26 protein-coding genes are annotated in these 26,683 nt (G+C 63.9%); 11 read left to right on the top strand and 15 right to left on the bottom strand.

The window, feature by feature from the left end; translation table 11 throughout:
* Nucleotides 1-56: 56 nt before the first annotated feature.
* From SIDU_RS07585 to SIDU_RS07565, 5 genes are all read right to left on the bottom strand, one after another.
* Nucleotides 57-755, bottom strand: coding sequence for a DUF6975 family protein (locus tag SIDU_RS07585; protein ID WP_020818870.1), 699 nt, complete (start codon nucleotides 753-755; stop codon nucleotides 57-59).
* 158 nt (nucleotides 756-913) lie between these two features.
* A complete protein-coding gene (rpoD, locus tag SIDU_RS07580; RefSeq protein ID WP_007683302.1) occupies nucleotides 914-2,959 on the bottom strand; it encodes an RNA polymerase sigma factor RpoD in 2,046 nt (681 codons plus the stop codon).
* A 42-nt stretch (nucleotides 2,960-3,001) separates the two neighbouring features.
* Nucleotides 3,002-4,897, bottom strand: coding sequence for a DNA primase (gene dnaG, locus SIDU_RS07575; protein ID WP_007683300.1), 1,896 nt, complete (start codon nucleotides 4,895-4,897; stop codon nucleotides 3,002-3,004).
* Nucleotides 4,898-4,899: 2 nt separating this feature from the next.
* On the bottom strand, nucleotides 4,900-5,289 hold the full coding sequence (locus tag SIDU_RS07570; protein ID WP_020818868.1) for a GIY-YIG nuclease family protein: 390 nt from the start codon (nucleotides 5,287-5,289) through the stop codon (nucleotides 4,900-4,902).
* Between the two features lie 175 nt (nucleotides 5,290-5,464).
* On the bottom strand, nucleotides 5,465-5,917 hold the full coding sequence (locus SIDU_RS07565; protein ID WP_007683296.1) for a GatB/YqeY domain-containing protein: 453 nt from the start codon (nucleotides 5,915-5,917) through the stop codon (nucleotides 5,465-5,467).
* Between the two features lie 153 nt (nucleotides 5,918-6,070).
* On the opposite strand from SIDU_RS07565, the gene carA reads away from it, so the two are divergent.
* From carA to SIDU_RS07535, 5 genes are all read left to right on the top strand, one after another.
* Nucleotides 6,071-7,234, top strand: coding sequence for a glutamine-hydrolyzing carbamoyl-phosphate synthase small subunit (carA, locus tag SIDU_RS07560; protein ID WP_025772714.1), 1,164 nt, complete (start codon nucleotides 6,071-6,073; stop codon nucleotides 7,232-7,234).
* Nucleotides 7,231-7,599: a ribonuclease E inhibitor RraB gene (locus tag SIDU_RS07555; protein WP_007683292.1), complete on the top strand. Its 369-nt coding sequence runs from the start codon at nucleotides 7,231-7,233 to the stop codon at nucleotides 7,597-7,599. The genes carA and SIDU_RS07555 overlap by 4 nt, the downstream gene beginning before the upstream one ends.
* Nucleotides 7,600-7,999: 400 nt before the next feature.
* The gene (gene carB, locus SIDU_RS07545; RefSeq protein WP_007683288.1) at nucleotides 8,000-11,335 is read left to right on the top strand and encodes a carbamoyl-phosphate synthase large subunit; all 3,336 of its coding nucleotides are present in this window, start codon (nucleotides 8,000-8,002) and stop codon (nucleotides 11,333-11,335) included.
* Nucleotides 11,336-11,416: 81 nt separating this feature from the next.
* A complete protein-coding gene (greA, locus tag SIDU_RS07540; RefSeq protein ID WP_007683285.1) occupies nucleotides 11,417-11,893 on the top strand; it encodes a transcription elongation factor GreA in 477 nt (158 codons plus the stop codon).
* 7 nt (nucleotides 11,894-11,900) lie between these two features.
* On the top strand, nucleotides 11,901-12,560 hold the full coding sequence (locus SIDU_RS07535; RefSeq protein ID WP_007683283.1) for a rhomboid family intramembrane serine protease: 660 nt from the start codon (nucleotides 11,901-11,903) through the stop codon (nucleotides 12,558-12,560).
* 35 nt (nucleotides 12,561-12,595) lie between these two features.
* Here the strand turns inward: SIDU_RS07535 and SIDU_RS07530 are convergent, their stop codons facing one another.
* The 5 genes from SIDU_RS07530 to SIDU_RS07510 all read right to left on the bottom strand — a co-directional run bounded on the left by SIDU_RS07530 (nucleotide 12,596) and on the right by SIDU_RS07510 (nucleotide 14,856).
* Nucleotides 12,596-12,817 carry a DUF4170 domain-containing protein gene (locus tag SIDU_RS07530; RefSeq protein WP_007683280.1) on the bottom strand — a complete coding sequence of 74 codons (222 nt, stop codon included), beginning with the start codon at nucleotides 12,815-12,817 and terminating at the stop codon, nucleotides 12,596-12,598.
* A 105-nt stretch (nucleotides 12,818-12,922) separates the two neighbouring features.
* Complete coding sequence (locus SIDU_RS07525; protein ID WP_007683278.1) at nucleotides 12,923-13,510, bottom strand: DUF883 family protein; 588 nt, start codon at nucleotides 13,508-13,510, stop codon at nucleotides 12,923-12,925.
* Nucleotides 13,503-13,826 carry a hypothetical protein gene (locus tag SIDU_RS07520; protein WP_037510741.1) on the bottom strand — a complete coding sequence of 108 codons (324 nt, stop codon included), beginning with the start codon at nucleotides 13,824-13,826 and terminating at the stop codon, nucleotides 13,503-13,505. The genes SIDU_RS07525 and SIDU_RS07520 overlap by 8 nt, the downstream gene beginning before the upstream one ends.
* The gene (locus tag SIDU_RS07515; RefSeq protein ID WP_007683274.1) at nucleotides 13,823-14,137 is read right to left on the bottom strand and encodes a phage holin family protein; all 315 of its coding nucleotides are present in this window, start codon (nucleotides 14,135-14,137) and stop codon (nucleotides 13,823-13,825) included. The genes SIDU_RS07520 and SIDU_RS07515 overlap by 4 nt, the downstream gene beginning before the upstream one ends.
* Before the next feature lie 98 nt (nucleotides 14,138-14,235).
* Nucleotides 14,236-14,856, bottom strand: coding sequence for a hypothetical protein (locus SIDU_RS07510; protein WP_007683272.1), 621 nt, complete (start codon nucleotides 14,854-14,856; stop codon nucleotides 14,236-14,238).
* A 211-nt stretch (nucleotides 14,857-15,067) separates the two neighbouring features.
* Here SIDU_RS07510 and eno point away from each other — a divergent pair, with 211 nt between their 5' ends.
* The 4 genes from eno (at nucleotide 15,068) to SIDU_RS07490 (ending at nucleotide 19,315) form a co-directional block, all read left to right on the top strand.
* Nucleotides 15,068-16,342: a phosphopyruvate hydratase gene (gene eno / locus SIDU_RS07505; protein ID WP_007683270.1), complete on the top strand. Its 1,275-nt coding sequence runs from the start codon at nucleotides 15,068-15,070 to the stop codon at nucleotides 16,340-16,342.
* A 76-nt stretch (nucleotides 16,343-16,418) separates the two neighbouring features.
* The gene (locus SIDU_RS07500; RefSeq protein ID WP_007683268.1) at nucleotides 16,419-16,730 is read left to right on the top strand and encodes an FtsB family cell division protein; all 312 of its coding nucleotides are present in this window, start codon (nucleotides 16,419-16,421) and stop codon (nucleotides 16,728-16,730) included.
* A 126-nt stretch (nucleotides 16,731-16,856) separates the two neighbouring features.
* A complete protein-coding gene (gene pdhA / locus SIDU_RS07495) occupies nucleotides 16,857-17,933 on the top strand; it encodes a pyruvate dehydrogenase (acetyl-transferring) E1 component subunit alpha (protein ID WP_013039827.1) in 1,077 nt (358 codons plus the stop codon).
* Nucleotides 17,933-19,315, top strand: coding sequence for a pyruvate dehydrogenase complex E1 component subunit beta (locus SIDU_RS07490; protein ID WP_007683263.1), 1,383 nt, complete (start codon nucleotides 17,933-17,935; stop codon nucleotides 19,313-19,315). The genes pdhA and SIDU_RS07490 overlap by 1 nt, the downstream gene beginning before the upstream one ends.
* 36 nt (nucleotides 19,316-19,351) lie before the next feature.
* Here the strand turns inward: SIDU_RS07490 and SIDU_RS07485 are convergent, their stop codons facing one another.
* From SIDU_RS07485 to SIDU_RS07475, 3 genes are read right to left on the bottom strand one after another with little or no spacing between them, the layout of a single operon-like run.
* A complete protein-coding gene (locus SIDU_RS07485; RefSeq protein ID WP_007683261.1) occupies nucleotides 19,352-20,035 on the bottom strand; it encodes a TadE/TadG family type IV pilus assembly protein in 684 nt (227 codons plus the stop codon).
* Nucleotides 20,032-20,643 (bottom strand): TadE/TadG family type IV pilus assembly protein, encoded by a 612-nt coding sequence (locus tag SIDU_RS07480; RefSeq protein ID WP_007683259.1) that lies wholly within the window; start codon nucleotides 20,641-20,643, stop codon nucleotides 20,032-20,034. The genes SIDU_RS07485 and SIDU_RS07480 overlap by 4 nt, the downstream gene beginning before the upstream one ends.
* Nucleotides 20,643-22,682 carry a Tad domain-containing protein gene (locus SIDU_RS07475; RefSeq protein WP_007683258.1) on the bottom strand — a complete coding sequence of 680 codons (2,040 nt, stop codon included), beginning with the start codon at nucleotides 22,680-22,682 and terminating at the stop codon, nucleotides 20,643-20,645. The genes SIDU_RS07480 and SIDU_RS07475 overlap by 1 nt, the downstream gene beginning before the upstream one ends.
* A gap of 146 nt (nucleotides 22,683-22,828) precedes the next feature.
* Between SIDU_RS07475 and SIDU_RS07470 the strand changes: the two genes are divergently transcribed.
* Together SIDU_RS07470 and SIDU_RS07465 are read left to right on the top strand one after the other, a co-directional pair.
* The gene (locus SIDU_RS07470) at nucleotides 22,829-23,470 is read left to right on the top strand and encodes a hypothetical protein (RefSeq protein ID WP_025772712.1); all 642 of its coding nucleotides are present in this window, start codon (nucleotides 22,829-22,831) and stop codon (nucleotides 23,468-23,470) included.
* Between the two features lie 9 nt (nucleotides 23,471-23,479).
* The gene (locus SIDU_RS07465) at nucleotides 23,480-23,944 is read left to right on the top strand and encodes an EF-hand domain-containing protein (protein ID WP_025772711.1); all 465 of its coding nucleotides are present in this window, start codon (nucleotides 23,480-23,482) and stop codon (nucleotides 23,942-23,944) included.
* Between the two features lie 4 nt (nucleotides 23,945-23,948).
* On the opposite strand, the gene trmFO is transcribed toward SIDU_RS07465, so the two are convergent.
* Together trmFO and SIDU_RS07455 are read right to left on the bottom strand one after the other, a co-directional pair.
* Complete coding sequence (gene trmFO / locus SIDU_RS07460; protein ID WP_007683255.1) at nucleotides 23,949-25,286, bottom strand: methylenetetrahydrofolate--tRNA-(uracil(54)-C(5))-methyltransferase (FADH(2)-oxidizing) TrmFO; 1,338 nt, start codon at nucleotides 25,284-25,286, stop codon at nucleotides 23,949-23,951.
* 42 nt (nucleotides 25,287-25,328) lie between these two features.
* Entirely contained in the window at nucleotides 25,329-26,630 is a 1,302-nt protein-coding gene (locus SIDU_RS07455) for a dicarboxylate/amino acid:cation symporter (protein ID WP_007683254.1), read from the bottom strand.
* Between the last annotated feature and the right edge of the window lie 53 nt (nucleotides 26,631-26,683).

The following is a 26,683-nucleotide window of genomic DNA, read 5'->3' as shown; positions in this document are numbered from 1 at the left end:
CTCATCCTGCCTGCGTCGCGCCAACTATGGCAAAGCAGGGGAGGAGCGCAAAGCCTTTATGCGCGGTTCAGCGTCTGATCCTTGCCGGCGCGGATCCCGGCGCGGGCCTGAAGCACGTCCCACAGCCCGCGATGCTGGTTGAGCAACTGGCGCGTTCCGAACAGGATGGCGCGGTCGATGGCGTCGTCGCCGCCGATCTGCCTGGCGACCTCCAGCGTCGCGGCGCGATCCGGAAGGTCGCAGAGATGGGGTTCCAGCCCGACGCGAATCGCGGCGATGTCCAGCACGTGCCGCACCGCCCGCCAGTCGAGCACCAGCGCGATGGCCGCCCCCATGGCGCAGCCGCGCCGGTCCGACTGGGCCAGCATGTCGAGCGCGTGGCGCTGCTGGCTGACGACGGTTTCGCAATCGCTCTGCCCCGCGGTGCTGGGAGCGGGACCGACGGCGACCGTCACCTGGGTCAGATAGGCCCGTTCCCGCGCGAAAGCGTCGGCCGCCTGGACCAGCCAGGCCCGCGCCGCATTGTCGGCAGAGCGCGTGGCGGCATGGTCGATCACGCCGGGATGACGGCCATGGAGCAGGCAGAGATAATAGGCCGCGTCCGCCAGGTCGGGCAGCGACAGCGCGGCATTCGGCCCGAAACTCGCCCGCGCGCCGCTGGCATAGCCATGGCCGGCGGTGCCGTCGGCGGCGACCACGGCGTCCAGAATCTGCGATACATCGCCAAATTGATAGCGCGGTGCTGCTTCGCTCATCATCTTCCCCTGCACGCGCCGGACAACCAGCGGAGCCACATTCCGCGACCGTAGAGAGTCGAGGTAAAAGAGGAGTTTACGCCAGTAAAAAAGGGCGGCCAAAAGCCGCCCTTTCGGATCATTCCGCCGTATCCCGGCCTCGGCCTGCCGATACGCCCTTATTGGTCGAGGAAGCTGCGCATCTTGCGGCTGCGGCTGGGGTGCTTCAGCTTGCGCAGCGCCTTCGCCTCGATCTGGCGGATGCGTTCGCGGGTCACGCTGAACTGCTGGCCCACTTCCTCCAGCGTATGGTCGGTGTTCATGCCGATGCCGAAACGCATGCGCAGCACGCGCTCCTCGCGCGGGGTCAACGATGCAAGGACGCGGGTGACGGTTTCCTTGAGATTCGCCTGGATCGCCGCATCCACCGGGATGATCGCATTCTTGTCCTCGATGAAGTCGCCCAGATGCGAATCCTCCTCGTCGCCGATGGGCGTTTCCAGGGAGATCGGCTCCTTGGCGATCTTCATCACCTTGCGCACCTTCTCCAGCGGCATGGACAGGCGCTCGGCCATCTCCTCCGGAGTCGGTTCGCGACCCTGTTCGTGCAGGAACTGGCGGGACGTGCGGACCAGCTTGTTGATCGTCTCGATCATGTGGACCGGGATGCGGATGGTCCGCGCCTGGTCCGCGATGGATCGGGTGATCGCCTGCCTGATCCACCAGGTGGCGTAGGTGCTGAACTTGTAGCCGCGCCGATATTCGAACTTATCGACCGCCTTCATCAGGCCGATATTGCCTTCCTGAATAAGATCAAGGAATTGCAGGCCGCGGTTCGTATATTTTTTAGCGATGGAGATGACGAGGCGCAGGTTCGCCTCGACCATTTCCTTCTTCGCGATGCGCGCCTCGCGCTCGCCCTTCTGCACCATGTTGACGATGCGGCGGAATTCGGAAAGCGACATGCCGGTCGCCTGCGCGATCTCGCTCACCTCGACGCGGATGCGCTCCACGGCGCGTCCCTCGGCAGCGGCGAAGGCCGTCCACTTCTTGTCCAAGCCCGACACCTTGTCGAGCCAGCCATCGTCCAGCTCATGGTTCACATAGCGGTCGAGGAAATCCTTGCGACTGACCTTGTGCCGCTCGGCCAGGCGCAGCATCTGCCCGCCCAGCGCGGTCAGGCGCCGGTTATAGGCATAGAGCTGGTCGACCAGATATTCGATCTTCTGCTGGTGAAACTGGACGCTTTCGACCTCGGCGGTGAGCTGCTCGCGCAGTTCCTGATAGTCGTCCTCCGCCTTCTGGCTCAGCGTCTCGCCATTGGCCATGGCGGCCATGCGCGATTCCTGCGCCTTGGAGAAGGTGCGGAAAATCTCCGTGATGGTCGCGAATTTCTCCAGCGCCATCGGTTTCAGCGTCTCTTCCATCTGGGCGAGGGAAAGGGTGTTGTCCTCCTCTTCCTCCTCCTCCATCCGGCGGGCGCGGCGCTCGGTCAGGCCGTCCTCATCCTCGTCGGTATCGGCGGATTCCTCCTCCGGCTCCTCCTCTTCCTTGAAGCTGGGGCCGGCGGTCTTCTCGCTGATCTCGCCATCGTCGTCCTCGGCGCCCTCCTCCAGATTTTCCGGGGCCGGATCTTTCGACAGCATCGCGTCGAGATCCAGGATCTCGCGCAACTGCATCTCGCCATTGTTGAGGGCGGTCGACCATTCGATGATCGCGTTGAAGGTGGTCGGGCTTTCGCACAGCCCCAGGATCATCGTGTCCCGGCCCGCCTCGATCCGCTTGGCGATGGCGATCTCGCCCTCGCGGCTGAGCAGTTCCACGGCCCCCATTTCGCGCAGGTACATGCGCACGGGGTCGTCCGTGCGGTCGACCGTTTCCTTCTTCTTCTCGGTAACGGGACGCGGCGAGCCGTCATCATCGGCGCTGTCGTCCGCGCTGTCGTCGTCGCCGTCGTCGCGCTGGTCGTCCCCGTCCTCGCCGGCTTCCTCATTCTCGACGATGTTGACGCCCATTTCGTTGAGCGCGGACATGATGTCCTCGATCTGTTCGGAGGACATCTGGTCCTGCGGCAGCGCGTCGTTCAGTTCGTCATAGGTGATGTAGCCACGCTTCTTCGCGCGGGCGATCAGCTTCTTGACCGACGCCTCGTTCAGATCCAGCAGCGGCGCATCGCCGGTATCCTGATCTTCGCCCGCACCCTTGCCGTTCGCCTTGCTCGCCATTTATTCGCCTTAATTCCGCCGCCCCGTGAAGGGGCGATCCAATCATATAATATCTTCGGACTGCGCCAGTTCCGCCAGGCGGCGATCATGATCCAGCTTCAACCGGCGGACCCTTTGCTGTTCGGCAAAGCTGTCCTCGTTGAGGTCGTCTGTCGCCCGCCGGGTGGCCTCCGCCAACGCCGCCTCCAGCTCCGGTCCCTGCGCCATCACCCGAATCGCCTCGTCCAGATCGCGCCGCACGCGATCCGAGTCGGCCTTGCTTCTGTGGGGGGTGAATGTGAACGTGTCGGCCCGGAGCATCCCCTTTGCCATATTATACACTTCACCTTGCCCCAATATGGTAAGGAGGCCATCGGTTTCAACTGTTTCTTTGCCGAACGACGCGGCGATCATCGCGTTCAGCAATTCCGCCAGCACGGGGTCGGCGATGCGAAGCCCCGCAAGCATCTCGCGATGCAGCGCAATCTGTTCGGGATGCCGCAACAGGCTGGCCAGCACGGCGCGCAGCAGGCGTTGCTCCATGCCGCTGGCGCCGATCGCCCGCGCCTCGCTTCCGGCGGGGGGAAGGGGGGGCTTCCAATTGCCCCGCCGGTCGCGCTGCCAGCCGGAGCGGGCGCCGCTCCCGCCGCGCTGATGACGGGGCTGGAATGCCGCCCGCGCAAAGAACAGCGCGTCATAGCGTTCCCGAAAGGCGTGGACATAATGCGCCCGCACGTCGGGATGGGCGATGGCGTCGGTGATCGCGGAAAGGCGCTGCTTGAGCGCGGCGCGCTGTTCCGGCGTGTCCAGCGGCGCGGCGGCCCGTTCATATTTCCATAGCCGCTCGACCAGCGGTTCGGCCGCGCCCAGCACCGTTTCCATGGCGGCAGGCCCTTCGGCGCGAATCAGGTCGTCCGGGTCTTTGCCTGCCGGCAGCGTCGCGAAGGCCAGGCTCATCCCCGGCCGCAGCAGCGGCAAGGCGCGCGTCGCCGCCCGGATCGCCGCCTTCTGCCCCGCCGAATCGCCGTCGAAGCAGAGGATCGGCACATCGGCCATCTTCCAGAGCCGCTCTATCTGATGTTCGGTCAGCGCGGTGCCCAATGGCGCCACCGCTTCCTCAAAGCCGGCCTGGGCGAGGGCGATCACGTCCATATAGCCCTCCACGACGATGATCCGCCCCGTCTGGCGGCTGGCGGGGGATGCCCGGTCGATATTGTAGAGCGTCCGCCCCTTGTCGAAGAGGGGCGTGTCGGGGGAGTTCAGATATTTGGGCTCGCCCGCGCCCAATATGCGCCCGCCAAAGGCGATGACCCGGCCGCGAATGTCCCGGATCGGCAGCATCAGCCGGCTGCGGAAACGGTCATAGCTGTCGCGTTTCCTACCCCCGTCCGGCTCCGCGCCATCGGGATCGATCAGCAATCCCGCCTCGATCAGCAGAGGCTCGCCGAAATCCTTGAGCGCCGCCTTCAGCCGCCCGCGCCCGTCAGGGGAAAATCCGAACCCGAAGGCCTTGGCGGTCGCCGCGCTTATCCCCCGCTTCTGGAGATAGGCTCTCGCCTCCGCACCCTTTATCCCGCCAAACTGCTCCTCGAAAAAGCCCTGCGCCGCGGCCATGACGTCGTGCAGCCCCTTGGCCTGCTCCGCCCGCTTGGCAGCGCGGGGATCGGGCGCGGGAACCTCCATGCCCGCCGCCTGCGCCAGTTCCTTCACCGCCTCCATGAAGGGCAGGCCGCGCTGATCGGTCATCCAGCAGATCGCGTCGCCATGCGCCCCGCAGCCGAAACAGTGGTAGAAGCCCTTTTCGTCGTTGATGGTGAAGCTGGGCGTCTTTTCGTTATGGAAAGGGCAACAGGCCTTATATTCGCGCCCCGCCTTCTGCACCTTCACCGTCCGCCCGATCAGGGTCGACAGCGAGGTGCGGGCGCGCAGTTCATCAAGGAAGGCCGGGGATAGGCTCATGCTTAGCTGGCATCCTCGCCCCTGAATTCATCTCCCCCACACCCGTTCGTTTCGAGCCCTTCGACTGCCTGCGAAGGCAGGCGCTCAGGACAGGCCGAGGTCGAGAAACGCTCACGCGGCGGCCGGGCGAAATGAGACACTGAAGACCAATTCCCCGCTATCATTGCTTCCTTCTTGGCGCGCGACCAGCCGCCAACGATCCGCTCCGCCTCCAAGGCTTCGATCCGCGAAGAAAAAGCCTCGCTCCAAACGAGCGTCACCGGCAAACGCCTGCGCGTAAACTGGCTCCCTTGCCCTGACTGATGCTGCCCAATTCGATGCTCCAGATCGTCGGTATGCCCTGTATAATAGCGCCCGTCCGAGCATCGCAGCATGTAAGTCCAGAACGCCATGATTTGATTATGCCGGAACAAGCGCCCGTGTCGAGCCACACATGCTCACCCCGTTCGTTTCGAGCGAAGTCGAGAAACGATATGTGTCCGCTTTCCGTTTCTCGACTACGCTCGAAACGAACGGGGGTCGGAATAAGGGAGGCGGTCAAAAATGCCGCGCTCCCGCCAAACCCCTTTAAGAAAGTGCCGCCTTCACCAACCCGCTGGCCTTGCTCATATCGATCACCGACCCGTGCCGTTCCTTCAGCACGGCCATGACCTTGCCCATATCCTTGACGCTCGCGGCGCCCACCTCCGCCTTGATCCCCTCGATAGCGGCCTTGGTCTCATCCTCGCTCAACTGCTGCGGCAGGAAGCTGTCGATCACGTCCAGCTCCGCCTGCTCCTTCGCCGCCAGCTCGTCGCGCCCGCCATTCCTGAACATCTCGATGGATTCGCGCCGCTGCTTCGCCATCTTCTGGAGCACCTCGACAACGACCGTGTCGTCATCCGGCACGGTGGTCGCGGTGCGCAGCTCTATGTCGCGGTCCTTCAGCTTCGCCAGGATCAGGCGCACGGCGGCCAGCCGATCCTTCTCCCCGGCCTTCATGGCGGCGACCTGGGCGCTTTTGATCTCGTCGCGAATCATGCGAATGAATCCTGTCTCTTCCGGAAAGGTCCAGATATAACGCCAAAAGAGATTTTTAACAGGAGTTGACCCGGCGGCCTCACCCGCATAGGTGACCGGCCGTTTAACCCGCTTCAGACGGGTTCCCGCAAAAGCATAAAGGACGATATGACCATGGCGAACGCCAAGACCCTCATTGTGCCCAAAGGAGCGACAGGGTTATTGGTTTTCGCCGATGGCTCGGCGGTGTTCGGCCGCGGTTTCGGCGCTGTCGGCGATGCGGTGGGCGAGCTTTGCTTCAACACGGCGATGACCGGCTATCAGGAAGTGATGACCGACCCCAGCTATGCGGGCCAGATCGTCACCTTCACCTTCCCGCATATCGGCAATGTCGGCACCAACCTGGACGATGTGGAGGCAGACCTGCCCCACGCGCTGGGCTGCGTCGTGCGGCAGGACGTCACGGAACCCAGCAATTTCCGCAATGTCGAACCCTTCGACCAGTGGATGAAGGAAAATGGCCGCATCGGCCTTTCCGGGGTCGACACCCGCGCCCTGACCCGCATGATCCGCCTGAAGGGCGCGCCCAATGTCGTGATCGCGCACGATCCGGAGGGGCGGTTCGACATCGAAGCGCTCGCCAACAAGGCCGCCGCCTGGCCGGGTCTGGAGGGTATGGACCTCGCCATCGAAGTCTCCGCCAAGGAAAGCCGCCTGTGGAAGGACGGCGTGTGGAAGCTGGGCTTCGGCTACGGCCTCGATGAAGCCGGTGAAGAGCGCCCTCATGTCGTCGCCATCGATTATGGCGCGAAGAACAACATCTTCCGCAACCTCGTAAAGGCCGGCGCCCGCGTCACCGTCCTGCCCGCCACCGCCAGCTTCGAACAGGTGATGGAGCAGAATCCCGACGGCGTCTTCCTCTCCAACGGCCCCGGCGATCCGGCCGCAACCGGCGAATATGCCGTGCCGGTGATCCGGAAGGTGCTGGAAGCCGGCAAGCCAATCTTCGGCATCTGCCTCGGCCACCAGATGCTGGCGCTCGCCGCCGGAGCGAAGACCATCAAGATGCACCAGGGCCATCGCGGCGCCAACCACCCGGTCAAGCGCCTGTCCGATGGTCTGGTCGAGATCACCTCGATGAACCACGGCTTCGCGGTCGACAGCGACACGCTGCCCGCCAACGTGAAGCCGACCCATGTGTCGCTCTTCGACGGCAGCAATTGCGGCATCGAACTAACGGATAGGAAGGCTTTCTCGGTCCAGTACCACCCCGAAGCCTCGCCCGGCCCGCAGGACAGCTTCTACCTGTTCCAGCGGTTTGTTGAGGAGCTTAAGTGAGCCTCAACCTGCCCCCGGTTGACGAAAGCCGCCTCGCAGCAGAGTGGGAGGCGGACAAGGCCGTCCTCGCCAATCTCGCGGCGAATGGCGATGTGGCGCGCATCGCGCGCCCGGTCGATGTCAGCTTCAAGGGCAGCGAAAAGGATTTCGAGCGCGTCCTGACCATCGCCAGCCAGTTCGGCTTCGTCGAACTGGACCGCGAAGAGGATGAGGATGGCGACCTGTTCCTGTTCCTCGAATGCGAGCAGCCCGTCGATGAACAGTCGATCCGCGCACTGACGAAGAAATGCCTCCAGATCGAAATCCTCTGTGGCGTCGAATATGACGGCTGGGGTTGCGAGGCCCGGACTGGGGGCGTGCATTGAGCATCCTCTTAAAACGTCTAGTATCACCACCAAGCCTTGCCCGGCGCCGAGCGGTGGCAACGGCGATGCTTTTGAGTGCCGCCGCTTGTAATAGTCCGGCTACTTCTAACACCGCATTGCCCGAGTTAAAGGCTGTCGATCCGGGGCCGACAGATGATCGCACAAGCAGTCTGCAGGTGACAACGAGTCTGGCGGACGCTGTCAAAACGTGCGGGATCGACAATCGCTTATACAACAGGATGACTCCTGGCATCGATGGCACGTTACGATACGCGCCTCTGCTGGGTCTGTCCGCCGAACAGAAGAAAGAGGTCCGGCTCCAAGTTGCGTGCCTGCAACAGTGGGACCGCCTCACCAACTATCACGCCCGCGTCATCTTTTTGGAAACAGAGCAATAACAATGCCCAAACGCACCGACATCTCCTCCATCCTTATCATCGGCGCGGGCCCGATCATCATCGGCCAGGCTTGCGAGTTCGACTATTCGGGCACGCAGGCGGTGAAGGCGCTCAAGGAAGAGGGCTATCGCATCATCCTGGTGAATTCCAACCCGGCCACCATCATGACCGACCCGGAATTCGCCGACGCGACCTATGTCGAGCCGATCACGCCTGAAATCGTGGCGAAGATCATCGAAAAGGAACGCCCCGATGCGGTGCTGCCGACCATGGGCGGCCAGACGGCGCTCAACACCGCGCTCGCCCTGTTCAACGACGGCACGCTGGACAAGTTCGGCGTCAAGATGATCGGCGCCGACGCGGCCGCCATCGACAAGGCCGAGGACCGGCTGAAATTCCGCGACGCAATGGACAAGATCGGCCTGGAATCCGCCCGCTCGCGCATCGCACATACTATGGAAGAAGCGCTGGAAGCTCTTGAATTCACCGGGCTTCCGTCCATCATCCGCCCCAGCTTCACGCTCGGCGGCACCGGCGGCGGCGTCGCTTATAACAAGGAAGAGTTCAAGCGGATCGTCGCCGAAGGCCTCGACGCCTCGCCCACGACCGAAGTCCTGATCGAAGAGTCGCTCCTCGGCTGGAAGGAATATGAGATGGAGGTCGTCCGAGACCGGAACGACAATGCCATCATCATCTGTTCCATCGAAAATGTCGACCCGATGGGCGTCCATACCGGCGATTCCATCACCGTCGCGCCCGCGCTGACGCTGACCGACAAGGAATATCAGATCATGCGCAACGCGAGCATCGCGGTGCTGCGTGAAATCGGCGTGGAAACAGGCGGTTCGAACGTGCAGTTCGCAGTCAATCCGAAGGATGGCCGCCTCATCGTCATCGAGATGAACCCCCGCGTCTCCCGTTCTTCGGCGCTGGCGTCGAAGGCGACCGGCTTCCCCATCGCCAAGGTCGCGGCGAAGCTGGCCGTCGGCTACACGCTGGACGAGATCGAGAACGACATCACCGGCGCGACCCCGGCCAGCTTCGAACCGACCATCGACTATGTCGTGACCAAGATCCCGCGCTTCGCCTTCGAAAAGTTCAAGGGGTCCGAGCCGCTGCTCGGCACCGCGATGAAGTCGGTGGGCGAGGTGATGGCCATCGGCCGCAACATCCATGAATCGATGCAGAAGGCGCTGCGCGGCCTGGAAACCGGCCTTTCCGGCTTCAACAATGTCGATCATCTGGAGGGCGCGCCCAAGGACGACATCGTCGCTGCCCTGGCCCAGCCGACCCCGGACCGCCTGCTGGTCGCCGCGCAGGCCCTGCGCGAAGGGCTGACCGTCGCGGAGATCCACGCCATCGCCAAGTTCGATCCCTGGTTCCTGGAACGGATCAAGGAAATCATCGACGCCGAGGCCGAAATCCTGTCGAACGGCCTGCCGCAGGACGCGGAGGGCATGCGCCGCCTGAAATCCATGGGCTTCTCCGACAAGCGCCTCGCTTATCTGGCGCTCAAGTCCGCCAATCTGCGCGGCATGGAGCGGGGCATCGCGCGCGGTTCGGGCCTGATCCACGAAGCGGTCAAGGCCATGACCGGCGGCGTCACGGAGGATGAGGTCCGCGCCCTGCGCCATCGGCTGGGCGTGCGCCCCGTCTTCAAGCGCATAGACACCTGCGCCGCCGAGTTCGAGGCGAAGACGCCCTATATGTATTCGACCTACGAAGCCCCGATCTTCGGCGAGGCGGAGAATGAGGCGCAGCCCAGCGACCGGAAGAAGGTGGTGATCCTGGGCGGCGGTCCCAACCGGATCGGGCAGGGCATCGAGTTCGACTATTGCTGCGTCCACGCCTGCTTCGCGCTCAGCGAAGCGGGTTACGAGACGATCATGGTCAACTGCAATCCTGAGACTGTATCAACCGACTATGACACGTCGGACCGTCTCTATTTCGAGCCGCTGACGGCCGAGGACGTGCTGGAAATCCTGAGCGTCGAAATGTCGAACGGCACGCTGGCCGGCGTCATCGTCCAGTTCGGCGGCCAGACGCCGCTCAAGCTGGCGCAGGCGCTGGAGGATGCGGGCGTGCCGATCCTGGGCACCAGTCCCGACGCCATCGACCTTGCCGAAGATCGCGAGCGGTTCGCCGCCCTCATCGACAAGCTCAAGCTCAAGCAGCCCGCCAACGGCATCGCCCGCAGCCGCGAGGAGGCCATCGCCGTCGCCAACCGCATCGGCTATCCGGTCCTGATGCGCCCGTCCTATGTCCTTGGCGGCCGCGCCATGGAGATTGTCGACGGCCAGGCGCAACTGGAGGAATATATCGCCACCGCCGTTCAGGTGTCGGGCGACTCTCCGGTCCTGATCGACCAATATCTGCGCGACGCGGTGGAGGTGGATGTGGACGCGCTTTGCGACGGCGACGACGTCGTGGTCGCCGGCGTGCTCCAGCATATCGAGGAGGCGGGCGTCCATTCCGGTGACTCCGCCTGCTCGCTGCCGCCCTACAGCCTGTCGGACGACATCATCGCGGAGATCGAGCGTCAGGCCGACGTCCTGGCCCGCGCCCTGTCGGTCCGCGGCCTGATGAACATCCAGTTCGCGGTCAAGGATGGCGTCGTTTACCTGATCGAGGTCAACCCCCGCGCCAGCCGGACGGTGCCCTTCGTCGCCAAGGCCATCGGCACCCCCATCGCCAAGATCGCCAGCCGCGTGATGGCGGGCGAGAAGCTGAAAGACCTGCCGAGGATAGACCGGAACGCCATCGGTCATATCGCGGTCAAGGAAGCCGTCTTCCCCTTCGCCCGCTTCCCCGGCGTCGATCCGGTCCTCTCGCCGGAAATGAAGAGCACCGGCGAAGTCATGGGCATCGACAGCGATTTCGCCACCGCCTTCGCCAAGGCGCAGCTGGGCGCGGGGACCATCCTGCCCAAGGGCGGCACGGTGTTCGTGTCGGTCAAGGACAGCGACAAGCCGGTGATCCTGCCCGCGGTGCAGAAGATGGCGGCGCTGGGCTTCACCATCATCGCCACCGGCGGCACGGCCCGCTATCTGGGGGAGCAGGGCATCGCCGTCCAGCCGGTCAACAAGGTGGCCGAAGGGCGCCCTCATATCGTCGACAGGATCACCGACGGCGACGTCGACCTGATCTTCAACACGACGGAGGGGTGGCAGTCGCTCAAGGACAGCAAGGCGATCCGCACCAGCGCGCTGCGCGCCAAGGTCGCCAGCTTCACCACCGCGGCGGCCAGCGTCGCGGCGGCGAATGCGATCGAGGCGCTTCGGGGGCATGCCCTTGAAGTGCGTTCGCTCCAGTCCTATTATCCTGTGTCGCAAGCCTGATCCCCTGCACAAGGAAGCATGCTGCGGGCGGCCCCAGGGTGGGGGCCGCCAAAGGGAAGTTTTGACGAAGGATTTGCAAGAATGGCGACCGTCGAGAAGATGCCGATGCTGCAGATGGGCTATGACAAGCTCAGCGAGCAGCTCCGCGAATTGAAGGCCGAGCGGCCGTTGATCGTGGACGCCATCGAAGAAGCCCGCGCGCACGGCGACCTGTCGGAAAATGCCGAATATCACGCCGCCAAGGAGCGTCAGGGCCAGGTCGAAGCCACCATTGCCGATCTGGAAGACAAGCTGTCGCGCGCCCAGATCATCGATCCCAGGACGCTTTCGGGCGACAAGGTCGTGTTCGGCGCGACCGTCACCCTGCTCGACGAGGACGACAAGCCGGTGAAGTACCAGATCGTCGGCCAGGCCGAGGCGGACGCCAAGGTCGGCATGATCAGCTATAACAGCCCGCTTGGCCGCGCGCTGATCGGCCGCCAGATCGGCGAGGAAGTCGAAGTGTCGGTGCCGTCGGGCGACAAATTCTACCTGGTCGACAAGATCGATTTCATCTGATCCATCCGTGAAACTGCCTGCCGGCCGCATGACGAACGGGATCGCGGCGATAAGCTTCGCCGCGTTTCTCCTGCTCTATCTGACGGGGCAGGTCGACAATGCCGCCATCATCGCCGGGTTCATCCCGGCGCGGGTGGAGGATGGCGCGCTGCTGGCCGGCATGGCGGCGGTGCCGTTCTGGCTGACGCCGATCAGTTGCACGCTCGTCCACGCCAACTGGCTGCATATCGGCTTCAACCTGTTCATGTTCGTCTTTTGCGGGCGGCAGGTGGAGCATGTGCTGGACAAGGGCGGGACGCTGCTGCTCTATATCGCGGGAGCCTATGGCGCGACGGCGCTGCAATGGGCGATCGATCCGCACTCCACCAGTCCGATGGTGGGCGCCAGCGGCGCGATATCGGCGATCATCGCCACCTATGCGCTGCTTTACAGCCAGCAGAAGGTCCGGCGCGTAGGGCCGGTGTCGGCCAATCTGGTCCGCCTGCTCTGGCTGGCGGCGAGCTGGATCGCGCTCCAACTGATGATCGGTTTCGCCACGGCCCAGGGTCTGGGCGACATAGGCCGGATCGCGATCGCCGCGCATATCGGCGGCTTTTTGGTGGGGCTGGTGCTGACGCGGCCGCTGCTGCGCTGGCGTTTCCGCAAGCGTCCCCAGCCCTTTTCCTGAAGGTCTGATTTCAGCAGCGCCCGCTTTCCCGGTCCTCAACCGCTGGGCAGGTCGGGTTCCAGCAGCCGGTGCAGGTGCACGATCACATAGCGCATCTCCGCATCGTCGACCGTCCGCTGCGCCGCGCCGCGCCAGGCATTTTCGGCGGCGGCATAATCGGGATAGACCCCGACCAGTTCGATCGAGTTCAGATCTTCGAAATCCAGCGTCTGGGGATTTTTGACGCGACCGCCCATTACAAGGTGCAGCTTGCTCATGGTATCTTATGTTCTCCCGTTCGGTGAACCCATACCCTAGCAGGCCGCCCGCACCCGTCCAAGGGGGCAGGCGGTCGGACCGGCATGCTTTTGGCGGCGGCGCGATCAGCTTTTCGGCAACCGCGCCTTTACCGCTTCGCTAAGGGCATCGACCTTGGCGGCCACCAGCGCCGCGACGTCGTCGGCAAGGCGCGACGCCTTCGCGCCCAGATCGGCCGACGCCACGGTGTCGCGGGCCGATGCCGCCGCTTCCTTCGTTCCCTCGGCCGCATTGTGCAGCGCTTCACCGGCGTTGGCGCGCAGGCTTTCCGCATTTTCCGCCGCCACGGCCTTGGCGGCCAGCGCCGCTTCCAGCACCCTGGTGCCCGCGCTCGTGGCAAGGGCGGGCAGGGCCTTCATCGCGGCGCGGCTCCTGGGAAACATCCAGGCGATGACGGCCCCGGCCGCCACGGCGCCCGCAACGGCGGCGATGGGATGTTCCTGGACGATCTCATTGGCGCGGGCCGCGATCCGCTGCGACCTGTCCCGCGCATCCGCATAGGCGTCGCCGGCCTTTTCGCGGCCGGTCTGGATAAGGTCGCCGGCGCTTTCCCGCGCGCGATCCGCCGTGCCGCGGAACTTGCCGGACGCGGTCCCGGCAATGTCGTTCGCCGCCTCGCGGGCGCGGGTGAGTTGAGTGCGGATGTCAGCCATCGTCAGTCTCCGAAATCTCTTCTGTGCGGTTGCTTATCCGAACGTATATCCGCCGGAAAAGTGCCCCCAGCGGACGGCGCAGCAAATAGAGGGCGAGCGCGCCGGCCGCCGCCGCGCTCGCGGCCGGCCGCCGCCGGATCTGGGCAGCGGCGTGGGCGGCCCCGCCCGTCAGCGTTTCCGTCGCCTTGTCCTTCGCGTCCTGCTTGAGCCGGGCGGGGGCGACGCGCGCCTTGGCCGCAAGGGCGCTGGAGAGGAGCGCGGCCTTGCGCGCATCCGCCCGCGCCGCCGCATCCCGATAGGCTTCCTCGCGCTTCACGGCTTCACCGCCTTCCTCATCCGGCCGATGCGCCCCTTCGCGACCAGCAGCAGCAGCAGCGCGACGACCAGCGCGCCGCCGAACACCGCCGCCGCCGCCCAGCCCGGCCCGACAAGGGGCGACAACGCCAATATGACGCCCACCAGCCCGGCGACGATCGCCGCGAAGACAAGCATGACGCCCGCCGTCGCGAAGATCAGCGCGTCGCGGACCCCTGCGCCGATGATGCCGGCGCGCAGCTTCTGCCGTTCGGCTTCCGCTTCCGCATAGGCCCGCCCGTCGCTGTACAGGCGCGCGAAGACGTCCCGCACGGACTCTTGCTGTGCCTCGTTCTGCAGGGGCTCTTGGGTCAAGATATCCTCCGCCCCGGCGCCGGGGCCTTATCGTCCGTCAATGGGCAGGGACGCGATCAGGCGTCTTCGTCCGGCCCCTTGGCAAGACGCATCAGCACGAAGCCGACCACCGCCGCCGCGCCGATGGCCACGGCGGGGCTCTTGCGCACGAAATCCCGCGCTTCGGTCATCAACTGGTCGACATCCTTGCTGTCCAGCGTCTTCGCCGCGCCGGCCACGGATTCGGCGGCCTGGCGGGCATAGTCGCCATATTGCGGACCCAGCTTCGCATCCACGGTGCCGGCCGTGTCGGAAATCAGCTTGGCCAGGCTCTGCATGGCCGATCCGGTCTTGTCCTTGGCGACGCCCGCGGCCGACTTGGCCGTCTTCGACGCCTGGTCCTTGAGCGGGTCGATATGCGCCTTCCAATCGACGGCGTTCAGCTTGTCGGCGGCGGCCTTGGCCGCCTTTTCGGCCTGCGCCTTGATCGGCGCGATCTGCGCGGTCCAGCCATGGGCGACGGCGCCGTTGCCGGGCGTCTTGGGCGCGGCGGCCTTGCGCGTGGTGGCGGTCTTGACGGGCGCGGCCTTCACCAGCGTGCCGGACAGGGCGGCCTTGGCCGGCTTGGCCTTGGGCGCCTTGGCGGGGCTGGCCTTTTTGACGCGCTTGGCGGGCGGGGTTTCGGGGGTGTCGGCCATCGTCCTAAGTCTCCCTTTGAAATGCAGCGGAATCGCGAAGCGGGCTGGCGGCTCTCCCTCTAATGCTTCCCACCGCCCACAGTTCCGTTGCCGTTACTATTTTGAGCATCGGCATTTTTCGAGTCCTTGCAAGCCCCCGCATTGCCAAGCGGAAGGTCGGTGGCTAAGCGGGGCGCGAAAAGCGACCAGAGCCAGTTCCAAGGAGCGATCCATGACCGCCATTCTCGATATCCACGCCCGCCAGATCCTGGACAGCCGCGGCAATCCGACCGTCGAGGTCGACGTGATGCTGGAGGATGGCAGCTTCGGCCGCGCCGCCGTGCCGTCGGGCGCGTCCACCGGGGCCTATGAAGCGGTCGAGAAGCGCGACGGCGACGCCGCCAAATATCTGGGCAAGGGCGTGCTGGCCGCCGTCGCCGCCGTCAACGACCAGATCGCCGAGCAGATCATCGGCCTGGACGCCGAGGATCAGGCCGAAGTCGACGCCGCGATGATCGCGCTGGACGGGACGGACAACAAGTCGAACCTGGGCGCCAACGCGATACTGGGCGTCAGCCTGGCCGTGGCGAAGGCGGCCGCCGATGCGCGCGGCCTGCCGCTCTATCGCTATGTCGGCGGCGTCAACGCCCATGTGCTGCCGGTGCCGATGATGAACATCATCAATGGCGGCGAGCATGCCGACAACCCCATCGATTTCCAGGAATTCATGATCATGCCGGTCGGCGCGGAGAGCATCGCCGACGCCGTGCGGATCGGTTCGGAAATCTTCCATACGCTGAAGAAGGGCCTGCACGACAAGGGGCTTGCGACCTCGGTGGGCGACGAGGGCGGCTTCGCGCCCAACATCGCCTCCACCCGCGACGCGCTCGACTTCATCATGCTGTCGGTGGAGAAGGCGGGCTACAAGCCGGGCGACGACGTCGTGCTGGCGCTGGACTGTGCGGCGACCGAATTCTTCAAGAACGGCAAATATGAGATTTCGGGCGAGGGCCTGTCGCTCAGCCCGGTCGAGATGGCCGATTACCTCGCGGCCCTGTGCGCCGACTATCCGATCAAATCGATCGAGGACGGCATGAGCGAGGATGATTTCGAAGGCTGGAAGGCGCTGACCGACAAGATCGGCGGGAAGGTCCAGTTGGTGGGCGACGACCTGTTCGTCACCAACCCCAAGCGCCTGGAAATGGGCATCGGCAAGGGGCTGGCCAACTCGCTGCTGGTCAAGGTGAACCAGATCGGATCGCTGACCGAAACGCTGGCCGCCGTCGACATGGCGCACCGGGCGCGCTACACCGCCGTCATGTCGCACCGTTCCGGGGAGACCGAGGACGCGACCATCGCCGACCTGGCCGTCGCCACCAATTGCGGCCAGATCAAGACCGGCTCGCTCGCCCGTTCCGACCGGCTCGCCAAGTATAACCAGCTTATCCGGATCGAAGAAGAACTGGGCGACATCGCGCTTTACGCAGGACGTTCGATTTTCCGTTAAGTCGAATATCCGCCACCGGCCGCAAGCGCCTTAAATTTCGCTTGCGGCTGGCCCTTCCCTGTGATTCAACTGGCCCATGGCGCATATCGCGAAACTCCGCATATTGCTTTTTTCGGCTTTCGGGCCTGCGATTGCGGTGCTTCTTCTTCTCTTCTTCGCGGGCTATGTGGTGCTGGGTTCCAACGGCGTTCTGGCCTGGGGCGACTATAAGCGGCAGCTCCATCATGCGCGCGCCGAACTGAAGCAGGTCCAGGCCAGCCGGCAGGAATTGAAGAACCGGGTGGACCTGCTCGATCCCCGGCGCGTCGATCCCGACCTTTCCGACGAGTTGATCCGGCGGGAACTGGGCGTCGTTCATCCTGATGAGGTGATCGTCCCGCTGAACTGATCGCCGCGGATGGCCGGCGGGTCGCCCTGACCGCGCTTTTGGGCGCCATGCCGCGTTGCATTTGGTGGCGGACTGTCGCTATATCGGCCTTCCTTCCATCCTCACCCACGCAAAAGGATAAGAGCCTTGGCGAAACCAACGACGCCGCGTCCTTCACGCGCAAAGGCAAAGGCGGCTGCACCCGCCGCCGGCGCGGACCATAACCGGCCTCGCCCCGACACTCCGAAAGATTATGACGCCAGCAAGGAAGAGTTGCTGGAATTCTACCGGCAGATGGTGCTGATCCGCCGTTTCGAGGAAAAGGCCGGCCAGCTTTACGGCCTGGGCCTGATCGGCGGCTTCTGCCACCTCTATATCGGGCAGGAAGCGGTCGCCGTGGGCATCCAGTCGGCGCTTCAGCCGGGCAAGGACAGCGTCATCACCGGCTATCGCGACCATGGCCACATGCTGGCCTATGGCATCGATCCCAATGTCATCATGGCGGAACTGACCGGCCGGGAAGCGGGCATCTCCCGCGGCAAGGGCGGTTCGATGCACATGTTCAGCGTCGAGCATAAATTCTACGGCGGCCATGGCATCGTCGGCGCGCAGGTGTCGCTCGGCGCGGGCCTTGGCTTTGCGCACAAGTACAATAATGACGGCGGCGTCTGCGTCGCCTATTTCGGCGACGGCGCGGCCAACCAGGGCCAGGTCTATGAGAGCTTCAACATGGCCGAGCTATGGAAGCTGCCGATCATTTTCGTGATCGAGAACAACCAGTACGCCATGGGCACCAGCGTCAACCGCTCCTCGGCGGAAGACCAGCTCTATCGGCGCGGCGAGAGCTTCCGCATTCCCGGCATCCAGGTGAACGGCATGGACGTGCTGGCGGTGCGCGGCGCGACGGAAGAGGCGCTGAAATGGGTGCAGGCGGGCAATGGTCCCATCCTGCTGGAGATGAAGACCTATCGCTATCGCGGTCACAGCATGTCCGACCCGGCCAAATATCGGTCGCGCGAGGAAGTGCAGTCGATGCGCGAAAAGTCCGACCCGATCGAAGGCGTCAAGAAATATCTGGCCGAAATGGGCGTGGGCGAGGACGAACTCAAGAAGATCGACCAGGACATCCGCAAGGTCGTCAGCGACGCGGCGGATTTCGCCGAAACCTCTCCCGAACCGGAACTGCACGACCTTTATACCGACGTGCTGGTGGAGCAATATTAATGGGTATCGAAATCAAGATGCCGGCGCTGTCCCCGACGATGGAGGAAGGCACGTTGGCGAAGTGGCTGGTGAAGGAAGGGGACGAGGTCCGCTCGGGCGACATCTTGGCCGAGATCGAGACCGACAAGGCGACGATGGAATTCGAAGCTGTCGATGAAGGCAAGATCGGCCAGATCATGGTGGCCGAGGGGACCGAGGGCGTGAAGGTCGGCACCGTCATCGCCACCATGGCCGCGGATGGGACGAGCGAGACCGCCCAGGCCCCGAAGGCCGCGGAAAGCGCGCCGCCGGCCGCTCCCGAAGCCGCTCCGGAACCCAGGAAGGCCGAAAGCGGCACCGCCAAGCTGGCGACCGAGGCCAAGGCGACCGTCAAGGATCCCGCGCTGCCCGAGGGCACCGGATATATCAAGACGACCGTGCGCGAAGCGCTGCGCGACGCCATGGCGGAGGAAATGCGGCGCGACGAGCGCGTCTTCGTCATGGGCGAAGAGGTGGCGGAATATCAGGGCGCCTACAAGGTCACCCAGGGCCTGCTGGAGGAGTTCGGGGACCGGCGCGTCATCGACACGCCGATCACCGAATATGGCTTTGCCGGCATCGGCGCGGGCGCGGCGATGGGCGGGTTGAAGCCGATCGTCGAGTTCATGACCTTCAACTTCGCGATGCAGGCGATCGACCACATCATCAACTCGGCGGCCAAGACCAACTATATGTCCGGCGGCCAGATGCGCTGCCCCATCGTGTTCCGTGGCCCCAACGGCGCTGCCAGCCGCGTCGCCGCGCAGCACAGCCAGAATTACGGTCCGTGGTATGCGTCGGTTCCGGGGCTGATCGTGATCGCCCCCTATGACGCGGCCGACGCCAAGGGGTTGCTCAAGGCGGCGATCCGCTCGGACGATCCGGTCGTGTTCCTGGAAAACGAACTGGTCTACGGCCGCAGCTTCGACGTGCCAGAGGTGGACGACTATGTCCTCCCCATCGGCAAGGCGCGCATTGTCCGCGAGGGCAAGGATGTGACGTTGGTCAGCTACTCCATCGGCGTCGGCGTGGCGCTGGAAGCGGCTGAGGCGTTGGCCGGCGAAGGCATCGATGCGGAGGTCATCGACCTGCGCACGCTGCGCCCGCTCGACACGGCGACGGTGCTGGAGAGCCTGAAGAAGACCAACCGCCTGGTGGTGGTGGAAGAGGGCTGGCCGGTCTGCTCGATCGCGTCTGAAATCGCGGCCGTGGTGATGGAGCAGGGCTTCGACGACCTCGACGCCCCGGTGCTGCGCGTAACCAACGAGGATGTGCCGCTGCCCTATGCGGCGAACCTGGAAAAGGCGGCGCTTATCGACGCAGCCCGGGTTATCGCGGCGGCGAAGAAGGTTTGTTATCGGTAGGAATTGGACAGGGGAGCGGTGCGTGCCGCTCCTCTGTCAACTACAGGTCGATGCAGTCACATTTTCCGGGTTGTAGATGCCTACGCCGCCTGTTGGTCCTGCATATTCGCGATTATCCCGGACATACATTCCTGCTGTCTCCACCATGCTCGACAAGTTGAGCCAGCGCGATCCGATCAACGGCTGATATCTGTACGCCACCTCGGCAAGGATGACCGCGCCACCCTCAGGCGCCTTCAGCGTCTGGCTATTTACCGAAATGCCCGTCAGATTAGTGTCCCCCTGCTTGCCGAAGCCGGAGGAGTAAGTCAGGCTGCCTCGGCATCTCTGCCAACGGATGCGGTAGCGGTCCGTCGTATTAGGGTTCGCCACCGGCTCAAGGCTGGTGAGGACGACTTTTCCGTTGGTGAACAGGCCCAGGGCGGAACCCTGGAGGTCGGCACCCGTCATCAGATCATTTATTTGTGCTTCCGTTATCTGTTTGGTTGATAACAGGTCGCCTGTTCCAATGCGGGAACCATCATCCGCGAGCCGTAACGCTAACTGGCTGACCCGCATTTTGGTGACTGTATAGTTGGCCAGCTCGGCAGCCGTAAGCGTGGCCACTAGGACGAATGGCAGGCATAGGGCGAATTCGACCACCGCGATGCCGTTTTGCGCGCGGGTTAGGCCACAAATCCAGTTCGAACCCCGCGCAAAAATATTGCTGTTCCTCCTCATGGGCAATTCCTCACGACGGAAACAGGTTCGCCGGGTTTCTGGCCATAGGGCTGGTTAGTCAGCACGGTCTTTGCCGAGAGATGGACCTTGCCGGGCAGGCCGATCATCTTGTCCAGAGGGAAGAAGCGGGGATATTGGACGTCCACGATCATGACCACGGCTGCCTGGGTGCCGCCCTGACCTTCGCTGCCGCCGTCCGCATCCCGAACGCCGTTGCCATTATTGTCCTGAAACGGCTCCCCATCATCGCATTTGTCGTTGCCGTTATTGTCATTATAGGGTTCTGCGACCGCCTGTGCTGCCTTCGTGTAGGAATAGAAGTTGCGACGGCTGATGCTCACATCGGCATTGGCCGCGAGCCGCTTGACCTGATCTTCGATCTTCTGGTTGATGGCCAACTGCGTCGTTTCTTCCTGCGCGCTTTCCAGCGTCGAATCTCGCGCCGCCTTCTGCACCACGCCCTGAAGCACGCCCTGCATGTACAGCGTATGCGCCAGGTCGAGCGCGCCAAGCATCAGCAGCAGGAACACGGGCGCGATCAGCCCGAATTCCGTGATGGCGGTGCCCCGCTGGTCGCTGGAGCGGCGGAAAAGCGCTGCCACTGACATCAGCTTGTCAGCCTGAGTTGGGAAATCTGATTGGCGATATTGCGGAAAGTCTGTTGCAGGGCTGCCGAACTCTGGGCCGAGAAGAAGCGATCCTTGCTGGCGCAATCCGTCAATATATTTTCGATGGTGGTGTTCTTCGTGCCGAACCATACCACCCACAGCGTCGTGTTGGGCATGTTCTTGATTGCAGCGCATGTTGCCGCCGTCCGGGCGTAAACCTGCTGTGTCAATGTCGCACTGGTGGAGGTGCCATCCGTCGGAACCGTATTTGGATCGGTCTGACGGCGATCATACCAGGCCATGCCATAGGCCTGATAAATGTCTACATCGGTGTCGGCCTGACCATCGGTCATGAAAATGACGTGCCGCTGAATTTCTCCGCCGCGCGCCGTCGTTGCGTTTTCCGATGCGAACAGACCTGTGGGAGAAATCAGGCGCGCGCCCCAGATCAGGCCAATATCGTGATAGGTTCTACCGTTCGGCGTCAAAGTATCGACATAGCCATCGAAATCCGATGCAGAGGCCCACTGACGCAGTTTCGTGGCTGCGACCGGGCATTCGGTGCTGTTATTGGCAGAAAAGGCGCTGAACGTGGTGATGTCGCTCGTACTTCTGGTGCTGTCATAATAGGTTGTACCGCGCCGATATATAGTTTGACCCAGAGCAGGCGCCCATTGCGTTTCTGGCGCCGTCGTGGGTAGCGCATTGACGTCAAGGTCGAAGGCGCCTTCCGGGAGCGGGATATAGGTTGTCGCGCGCGCAGTTTGCCGTTCTTCGATGCAACCGTTCCACGTTATAGTCCTGTCGTTATAATAGGATGAATTCAGTTGATTGTTCGTCGTGCCGCCGATGGGCAAGGTGACTGTTCCAGCGGCGGTCCATCCATTACCCATTTTCAGTCCACGCAAATCGAAAGATACCAAGCCGTAATGCCAGGCATTGAACGCGACTGTGTCTGAAGTGGCGGTGTCGGACCACTGATAGGTATAGGTGCGCGTATAGGATCGCGATCTTATTTGATAGGTGCATCTCTTGTTGTTCGAGGTCCAACTGACAAACTGGCGCTGCGTATCCTGCCACGGCTGCGTGGCCTGCCAGTTGCCATGTCCCTGCAAGCCGCCATTGCTCTCATTGATGCCATTGCTGAGGGTTCCGGTGGCAACCGAGGATTCCGTGGGATCGACATAAGTCGATTTGCAGAGCGCATCGCTAGCGGTGGTTGCGGTCTTCTGGGTCCAACTGATCCATAGCCAGTCTGTTTTGTCGCTGTCGACATAGGATACAGGCCGACCATATACGACGACCCGTTCACGTGACTGATAGGAGGAAAAATCCCTGAACCATTCGGGCGGAAGCAGCCTGCCGACGTTCACGTTGGTGGCATAAGGCACGAAGCCGAAACGAATCTGGGTTTCCGAACTGGTGCCGCCAGAAGGAGCGCCGCCATCACATGCTGCGACGGTGTCCAGCCTGGCCACGATCTCGAAGAAGCATCTAACAGCGCGTCGCAAGCCGACGATCTTCGTTTCGGTATCTCCGGAAATGGCACTCGCCATTGAACCTGTGGTGTCCAACACGAACATCACATCGGTATTCGGCAGGCGCATTTCGGCGTCGCAAGTGACCTCGATAGTTTTGGAATTAATGCCGAAAATCCGCATGATCGCCATCGGCAGCGGCACAGACGCCGTGCCGGTAACCTTTCCCGCGGACTCGCTGAACGATCGCATCACCGTTCCGCTGCCATAGGAGCCTGGTCGGAAATTGGCGTCGAACATCCCATTGGCTGCATTCAGGGCCTGGTTGTTGTTGGCGGCCCATGCGCCGCCGCCCATGGTCTTGCGGCCCGCCAGAGCGCCAGCGTCGCAGGCTTGTTGCAGCCTCGACTTGGTCAGATAGATACGGCTCATGTCGACGCCGCCGCCGATCAATCCCATAAGCGGCAGGACGGCCGCCGCCACAATGGCCAGCGTATTGCCTGCCTGATTGTGGTAAAGCCGCACCAGAATGAACAGCGCGCGCTTGATCCGATCGCCCATAATCCGCTCTGCCTTCGCTTGCCCCGCATCCCCAATTCAGGCAGGGCACCCCCATGCCCGTCAGGGGCAATTGCCAGGATCACTATGCCGGTTGGGGTTAAAAAGCTGATAATTTCGACAAAATCCATTTCCTTCGATATAGGTGGATGGATAAGGTGAGCGACGATCTCGCCACCTTGCCGTCGCTGCTCAGCGCCTATGCCGGCCCGGACGCGCCCCGTCATCGGTTGGTCTGGGCGCTCGATGCCCGCTTCTCGCGGCTCGTGGCGACGACGAGCGAGCCTGTCATCGGGCAGATGCGCATGGCCTGGTGGAACGATGCCCTGACCGACGAAAGCGGCGTCAGGGGGCGGGGGGAACCCTTGATCGATGCGATGCGGGAGATAAAGGGCCTGCCGCCCTGCGGGCTTTCGCAATGGCTTGACGGCTGGGAAGCGTTGATCGGGGAGGTGGACCTTCCCGGCTATGCGGAGGGGCGGGGCGGCGGCCTGTTCCGCGCTCTGGCGGGGCGGGAGGATATGCCGCCATGGCTCGACCGGGCGGGAGCGGCCTGGGCCTTGTGGGATCTGTCCGGACATTGTGCGGACCGGCAGGTTGCGGAAAAGGCAATCGATCTGGCGCGGGGATATATAACCGGCGGTAGGCTGCCCTGGCCGAAGGAATGGCGCCCGTTGCGGATCGCCTGTCAGCTTGCGCGTCACGACATCGAAAAGGGCCGCCGCGCGCCGGCGGGATTGACCCCGGCGCTATATTGGCGATTGGTGCGCGTCGCGCTGCTGGGGCGATAGGGGGATAGTGTGGAGCGAGTTCTGGGGGGTGCGATAGCGGCATTGCTGCTGGCGGCGGGCGGACTGTTCTGGTGGCAGGGACAGGCGAACAATGAACCCGTGCCCCACCCCCTGGTCGGATCGCCCCCGCCGCCCGCTGTCGACGCCCTGCCGGAGGGCGATCCGGACGCTTCGGGGGAGGCGCCGCCCATGCCCGGCGAAGCGTCGCCGCAAAGCCGCGAGCAGAAGCGATTTGCCCGTTACGACCGCAATCGCGACGGCGTCATCTCGCGGGTCGAGATGATGGGCAGCCGCGTCAGGGCGTTCAAGGCGCTGGATCGCGACAATGACAATCTCCTCTCCTTCGAGGAGTGGGCGGTGACGACATCGGATCGCTTCGCCAGGGCGGACGCCAATGGCGACGGCAGGCTGACACCCGCCGAATTCGCGACGACCGCCCCGAAACGCGCGGCCGCGCCGAAATGCCGATGCTGACGCGTCAGGCGGGCTGAAGCTCGCCCAGCCATTGGCCCAGGGCGGCGCGGGCGCGGGCGGTCATCGCTTCCTTGCGCTGTTTCTTCTTGACGTCTTCCAGCGGCGGGAAGAGGCCGAAATTGACGTTCATCGGCTGATAATCCGCCGTCTCGACATTGCCGGTCACATGGCCGAGCAGCGCGCCCAACGCCGTTTCGGGCGGCAGCGGGGCGAGCGGCCTGCCCAATATTTCCGCCGCGGCAAATCGCCCGGCGAGCAGCCCTATGGCCGCGCTCTCGACATAGCCTTCGCAGCCCGTCACTTGGCCCGCAAAGCGGATATGCGGCGCGCTTTTCAGGCGCAGCGTGCCATCCAGCAGCTTGGGGCTCTGGATGAAGGTGTTGCGGTGAAGCCCGCCGAGTCGGGCGAACTCCGCCTTCTCCAGACCCGGAATGGTGCGGAACAATTCGACCTGCGCGCCATGCTTCAGCTTGGTCTGGAAGCCGACCATGTTCCACAGCGTGCCCGAAGCATTGTCCTGCCGCAACTGCACCACGGCATAGGGCCAGCGGCCGGTGTGCGGATCGTCCAGGCCCATCGGCTTCATCGGCCCGTGACGCAGCGTTTCCGGGCCGCGTGACGCCATCACCTCGATCGGCATGCAGCCTTCGAAATAGGGCGTGTCCTTTTCCCACTCCTTGAAATCGGTCTTTTCGCCGTCCAGCAGTCCCTGGACGAAGGCCTGATACTGACCCCTGTTCATGGGGCAGTTGATGTAATCCTTGCCCTCGCCGCCGCCGGGGCCGATCTTGTCCCAGCGATTGGCCATCCAGCATTTGTCCATGTCGATGCTGTCATGATGCACGACCGGCGCGATGGCGTCGAAAAAGGCGAGATGGTCGATCCCCGCCGCCTGCCCGATGCTGGCGGCGAGTGCTGGGGCGGTCAGCGGGCCGGTCGCGACGATGGTCATGCCCTCTGTCGGCAGCGCGTCGATGCGCTCCCGCACGATCTCTACATTGGGATGGCTGGCCAGCGCGCGGGTGACGCCGTCGGAGAAAATATGCCGGTCCACCGCCAGCGCCGATCCGGCGGGCACCTTGGCCGGTTCCGCCTGCGCCATGATCAGCGATCCCAGCCGCCGCATCTCCTGATGCAGCAGGCCCACGGCATTCTTGTCCGCATCGTCGGAACGGAAGCTGTTGGAGCAGACCAGTTCGGCCAGCCCCTCCGTCTGGTGCGCGGGGGTCATGTCGCCGCTTCCGCGCATTTCCGACAGGCGGACCTTCACGCCCGCCTGCGCCAATTGCCATGCCGCTTCCGTGCCCGCGAGTCCGCCGCCGATGATGTGAACCTGATGCATGGGGCGACCCATGGTCCCCCGCGGCGCGCAGGTCAACCGCTGTCAGGCGACGGCCAGATCCGCTTTGCCCTGATAGGCGGCCTCGTCCAATATCCCCTCCCGCTTGGCGACGATGGTGGCGACCAGCACCTGCCCCGCGACATTGACGGCGGTGCGCCCCATGTCGAGGATCGGGTCTATGGCGAGCAGCAGGCCCGCGCCCTCCAGCGGCAGGCCGAGCGTGGAAAGCGTCAGAGTCAGCATCACGATGGCGCCGGTCAGGCCAGCCGTCGCGGCCGATCCCACCACAGATACGAAGGCGATCAGCGCATAGTCCGCCGCATGAAGCGGTATGCCGTAGAAACCGGCGACGAATATCGCGGCCAGCGCCGGATAGATGGACGCGCAACCGTCCATCTTCGTGGTCGATGCCAGCGGAATGGCGAAGGCGGCATAGCCCTTTTCCACGCCCATCCGCTCGGTCACGGTTTCGGTGACGGGCAGGGTGCCGACCGAGGATCGCGACACGAAGCCAAGCTGGATGGCGGGCCATGCCTTGGCGAAGAAGGGCAGGGGGCTGAGGCCGTTGGCGGCGAGCAGCAGCGGATAGACCACCAGCAGCACCAATGCGAGACCCAGATACACCGCCCCCGCAAAGCCGCCGAGCTGGGCCAGCGCGCTCCAGCCATAGGTCGCGACGGCGCTGCCGATCAGGGCGGCCGAACCGATGGGCGTCAGCCGGATGATCCAGCCCAATATCGCCCGCACCACGGCCAGCAGCGAACGGACGAAGGCCAGGAAAGGTTCGGCTTTCTCCCCGACCTTCAGCGTCGCAAGGCCGATGGCGATGGAAACGACCAGCAATTGCAGGATGTTGAAGGACAGGCTGGTGGTCGCGCCCGTATCCGTGAGCTTGGTGCTGGCGGACAGGGCGAAGCTGTTGCCGGGGACCAGGCCTTTCAGGAAATCGAGCCAGCCGCCCACGGAATCCGGCTTGGCGGTTGCCAGCGCCTGTCCGTGGAGGCCGGAACCCGGCTGGACGATCAACCCGATGGCCAGGCCGATGACGACGGCGATCAGCGCGGTGATCGCGAACCAGAGCAGCGTCTGCCCCGCCAGCCGGGCCGCATTGTCCAGCGCGCGCAGATTGGCGATGGAGGCGACGATGGCCGCGAACACCAGCGGCGGCACCACGGCCTTGAGCAACGAGACGAAGATCGATCCCGTCGTCTTGAGCGCGGTCGCCAGCCCGTTGAGATCGCCGTCCGGCCCAGGCCCCATGGATCGCGCCACAAGACCGAGCAACAGGCCGACAGCCATGCCGACCAGAACCTGAAATCCGAAACTGCGATAGTTGATGGCCATGGGCATTTCCTTCGGGCGACCGGCGCGCGATATGGGGAGTGGCTCCGCCAGAT

This window comes from Sphingobium indicum B90A (assembly GCF_000264945.2).
Taxonomy (GTDB): domain Bacteria; phylum Pseudomonadota; class Alphaproteobacteria; order Sphingomonadales; family Sphingomonadaceae; genus Sphingobium; species Sphingobium indicum.
Note: the sequence above shows the minus strand (reverse complement) of the source record. Positions and strands in the feature narration are given on the sequence as shown.

Coding starts and splice junctions, on each gene's coding strand:
- SIDU_RS07585 (WP_020818870.1), bottom strand. CDS start 755: ATGAGCGAAGCAGCACCGCGCTATCAATTTGGCGATGTATCGCAGATT.
- rpoD (WP_007683302.1), bottom strand. CDS start 2,959: ATGGCGAGCAAGGCGAACGGCAAGGGTGCGGGCGAAGATCAGGATACC.
- dnaG (WP_007683300.1), bottom strand. CDS start 4,897: ATGAGCCTATCCCCGGCCTTCCTTGATGAACTGCGCGCCCGCACCTCG.
- SIDU_RS07570 (WP_020818868.1), bottom strand. CDS start 5,289: ATGGCGTTCTGGACTTACATGCTGCGATGCTCGGACGGGCGCTATTAT.
- SIDU_RS07565 (WP_007683296.1), bottom strand. CDS start 5,917: ATGATTCGCGACGAGATCAAAAGCGCCCAGGTCGCCGCCATGAAGGCC.
- carA (WP_025772714.1), top strand. CDS start 6,071: ATGGCGAACGCCAAGACCCTCATTGTGCCCAAAGGAGCGACAGGGTTA.
- carB (WP_007683288.1), top strand. CDS start 8,000: ATGCCCAAACGCACCGACATCTCCTCCATCCTTATCATCGGCGCGGGC.
- greA (WP_007683285.1), top strand. CDS start 11,417: ATGGCGACCGTCGAGAAGATGCCGATGCTGCAGATGGGCTATGACAAG.
- SIDU_RS07530 (WP_007683280.1), bottom strand. CDS start 12,817: ATGAGCAAGCTGCACCTTGTAATGGGCGGTCGCGTCAAAAATCCCCAG.
- SIDU_RS07525 (WP_007683278.1), bottom strand. CDS start 13,510: ATGGCTGACATCCGCACTCAACTCACCCGCGCCCGCGAGGCGGCGAAC.
- SIDU_RS07510 (WP_007683272.1), bottom strand. CDS start 14,856: ATGGCCGACACCCCCGAAACCCCGCCCGCCAAGCGCGTCAAAAAGGCC.
- eno (WP_007683270.1), top strand. CDS start 15,068: ATGACCGCCATTCTCGATATCCACGCCCGCCAGATCCTGGACAGCCGC.
- SIDU_RS07500 (WP_007683268.1), top strand. CDS start 16,419: ATGGCGCATATCGCGAAACTCCGCATATTGCTTTTTTCGGCTTTCGGG.
- SIDU_RS07490 (WP_007683263.1), top strand. CDS start 17,933: ATGGGTATCGAAATCAAGATGCCGGCGCTGTCCCCGACGATGGAGGAA.
- SIDU_RS07485 (WP_007683261.1), bottom strand. CDS start 20,035: ATGAGGAGGAACAGCAATATTTTTGCGCGGGGTTCGAACTGGATTTGT.
- SIDU_RS07480 (WP_007683259.1), bottom strand. CDS start 20,643: ATGTCAGTGGCAGCGCTTTTCCGCCGCTCCAGCGACCAGCGGGGCACC.
- SIDU_RS07475 (WP_007683258.1), bottom strand. CDS start 22,682: ATGGGCGATCGGATCAAGCGCGCGCTGTTCATTCTGGTGCGGCTTTAC.
- SIDU_RS07470 (WP_025772712.1), top strand. CDS start 22,829: ATGGATAAGGTGAGCGACGATCTCGCCACCTTGCCGTCGCTGCTCAGC.
- trmFO (WP_007683255.1), bottom strand. CDS start 25,286: ATGCATCAGGTTCACATCATCGGCGGCGGACTCGCGGGCACGGAAGCG.
- SIDU_RS07455 (WP_007683254.1), bottom strand. CDS start 26,630: ATGGCCATCAACTATCGCAGTTTCGGATTTCAGGTTCTGGTCGGCATG.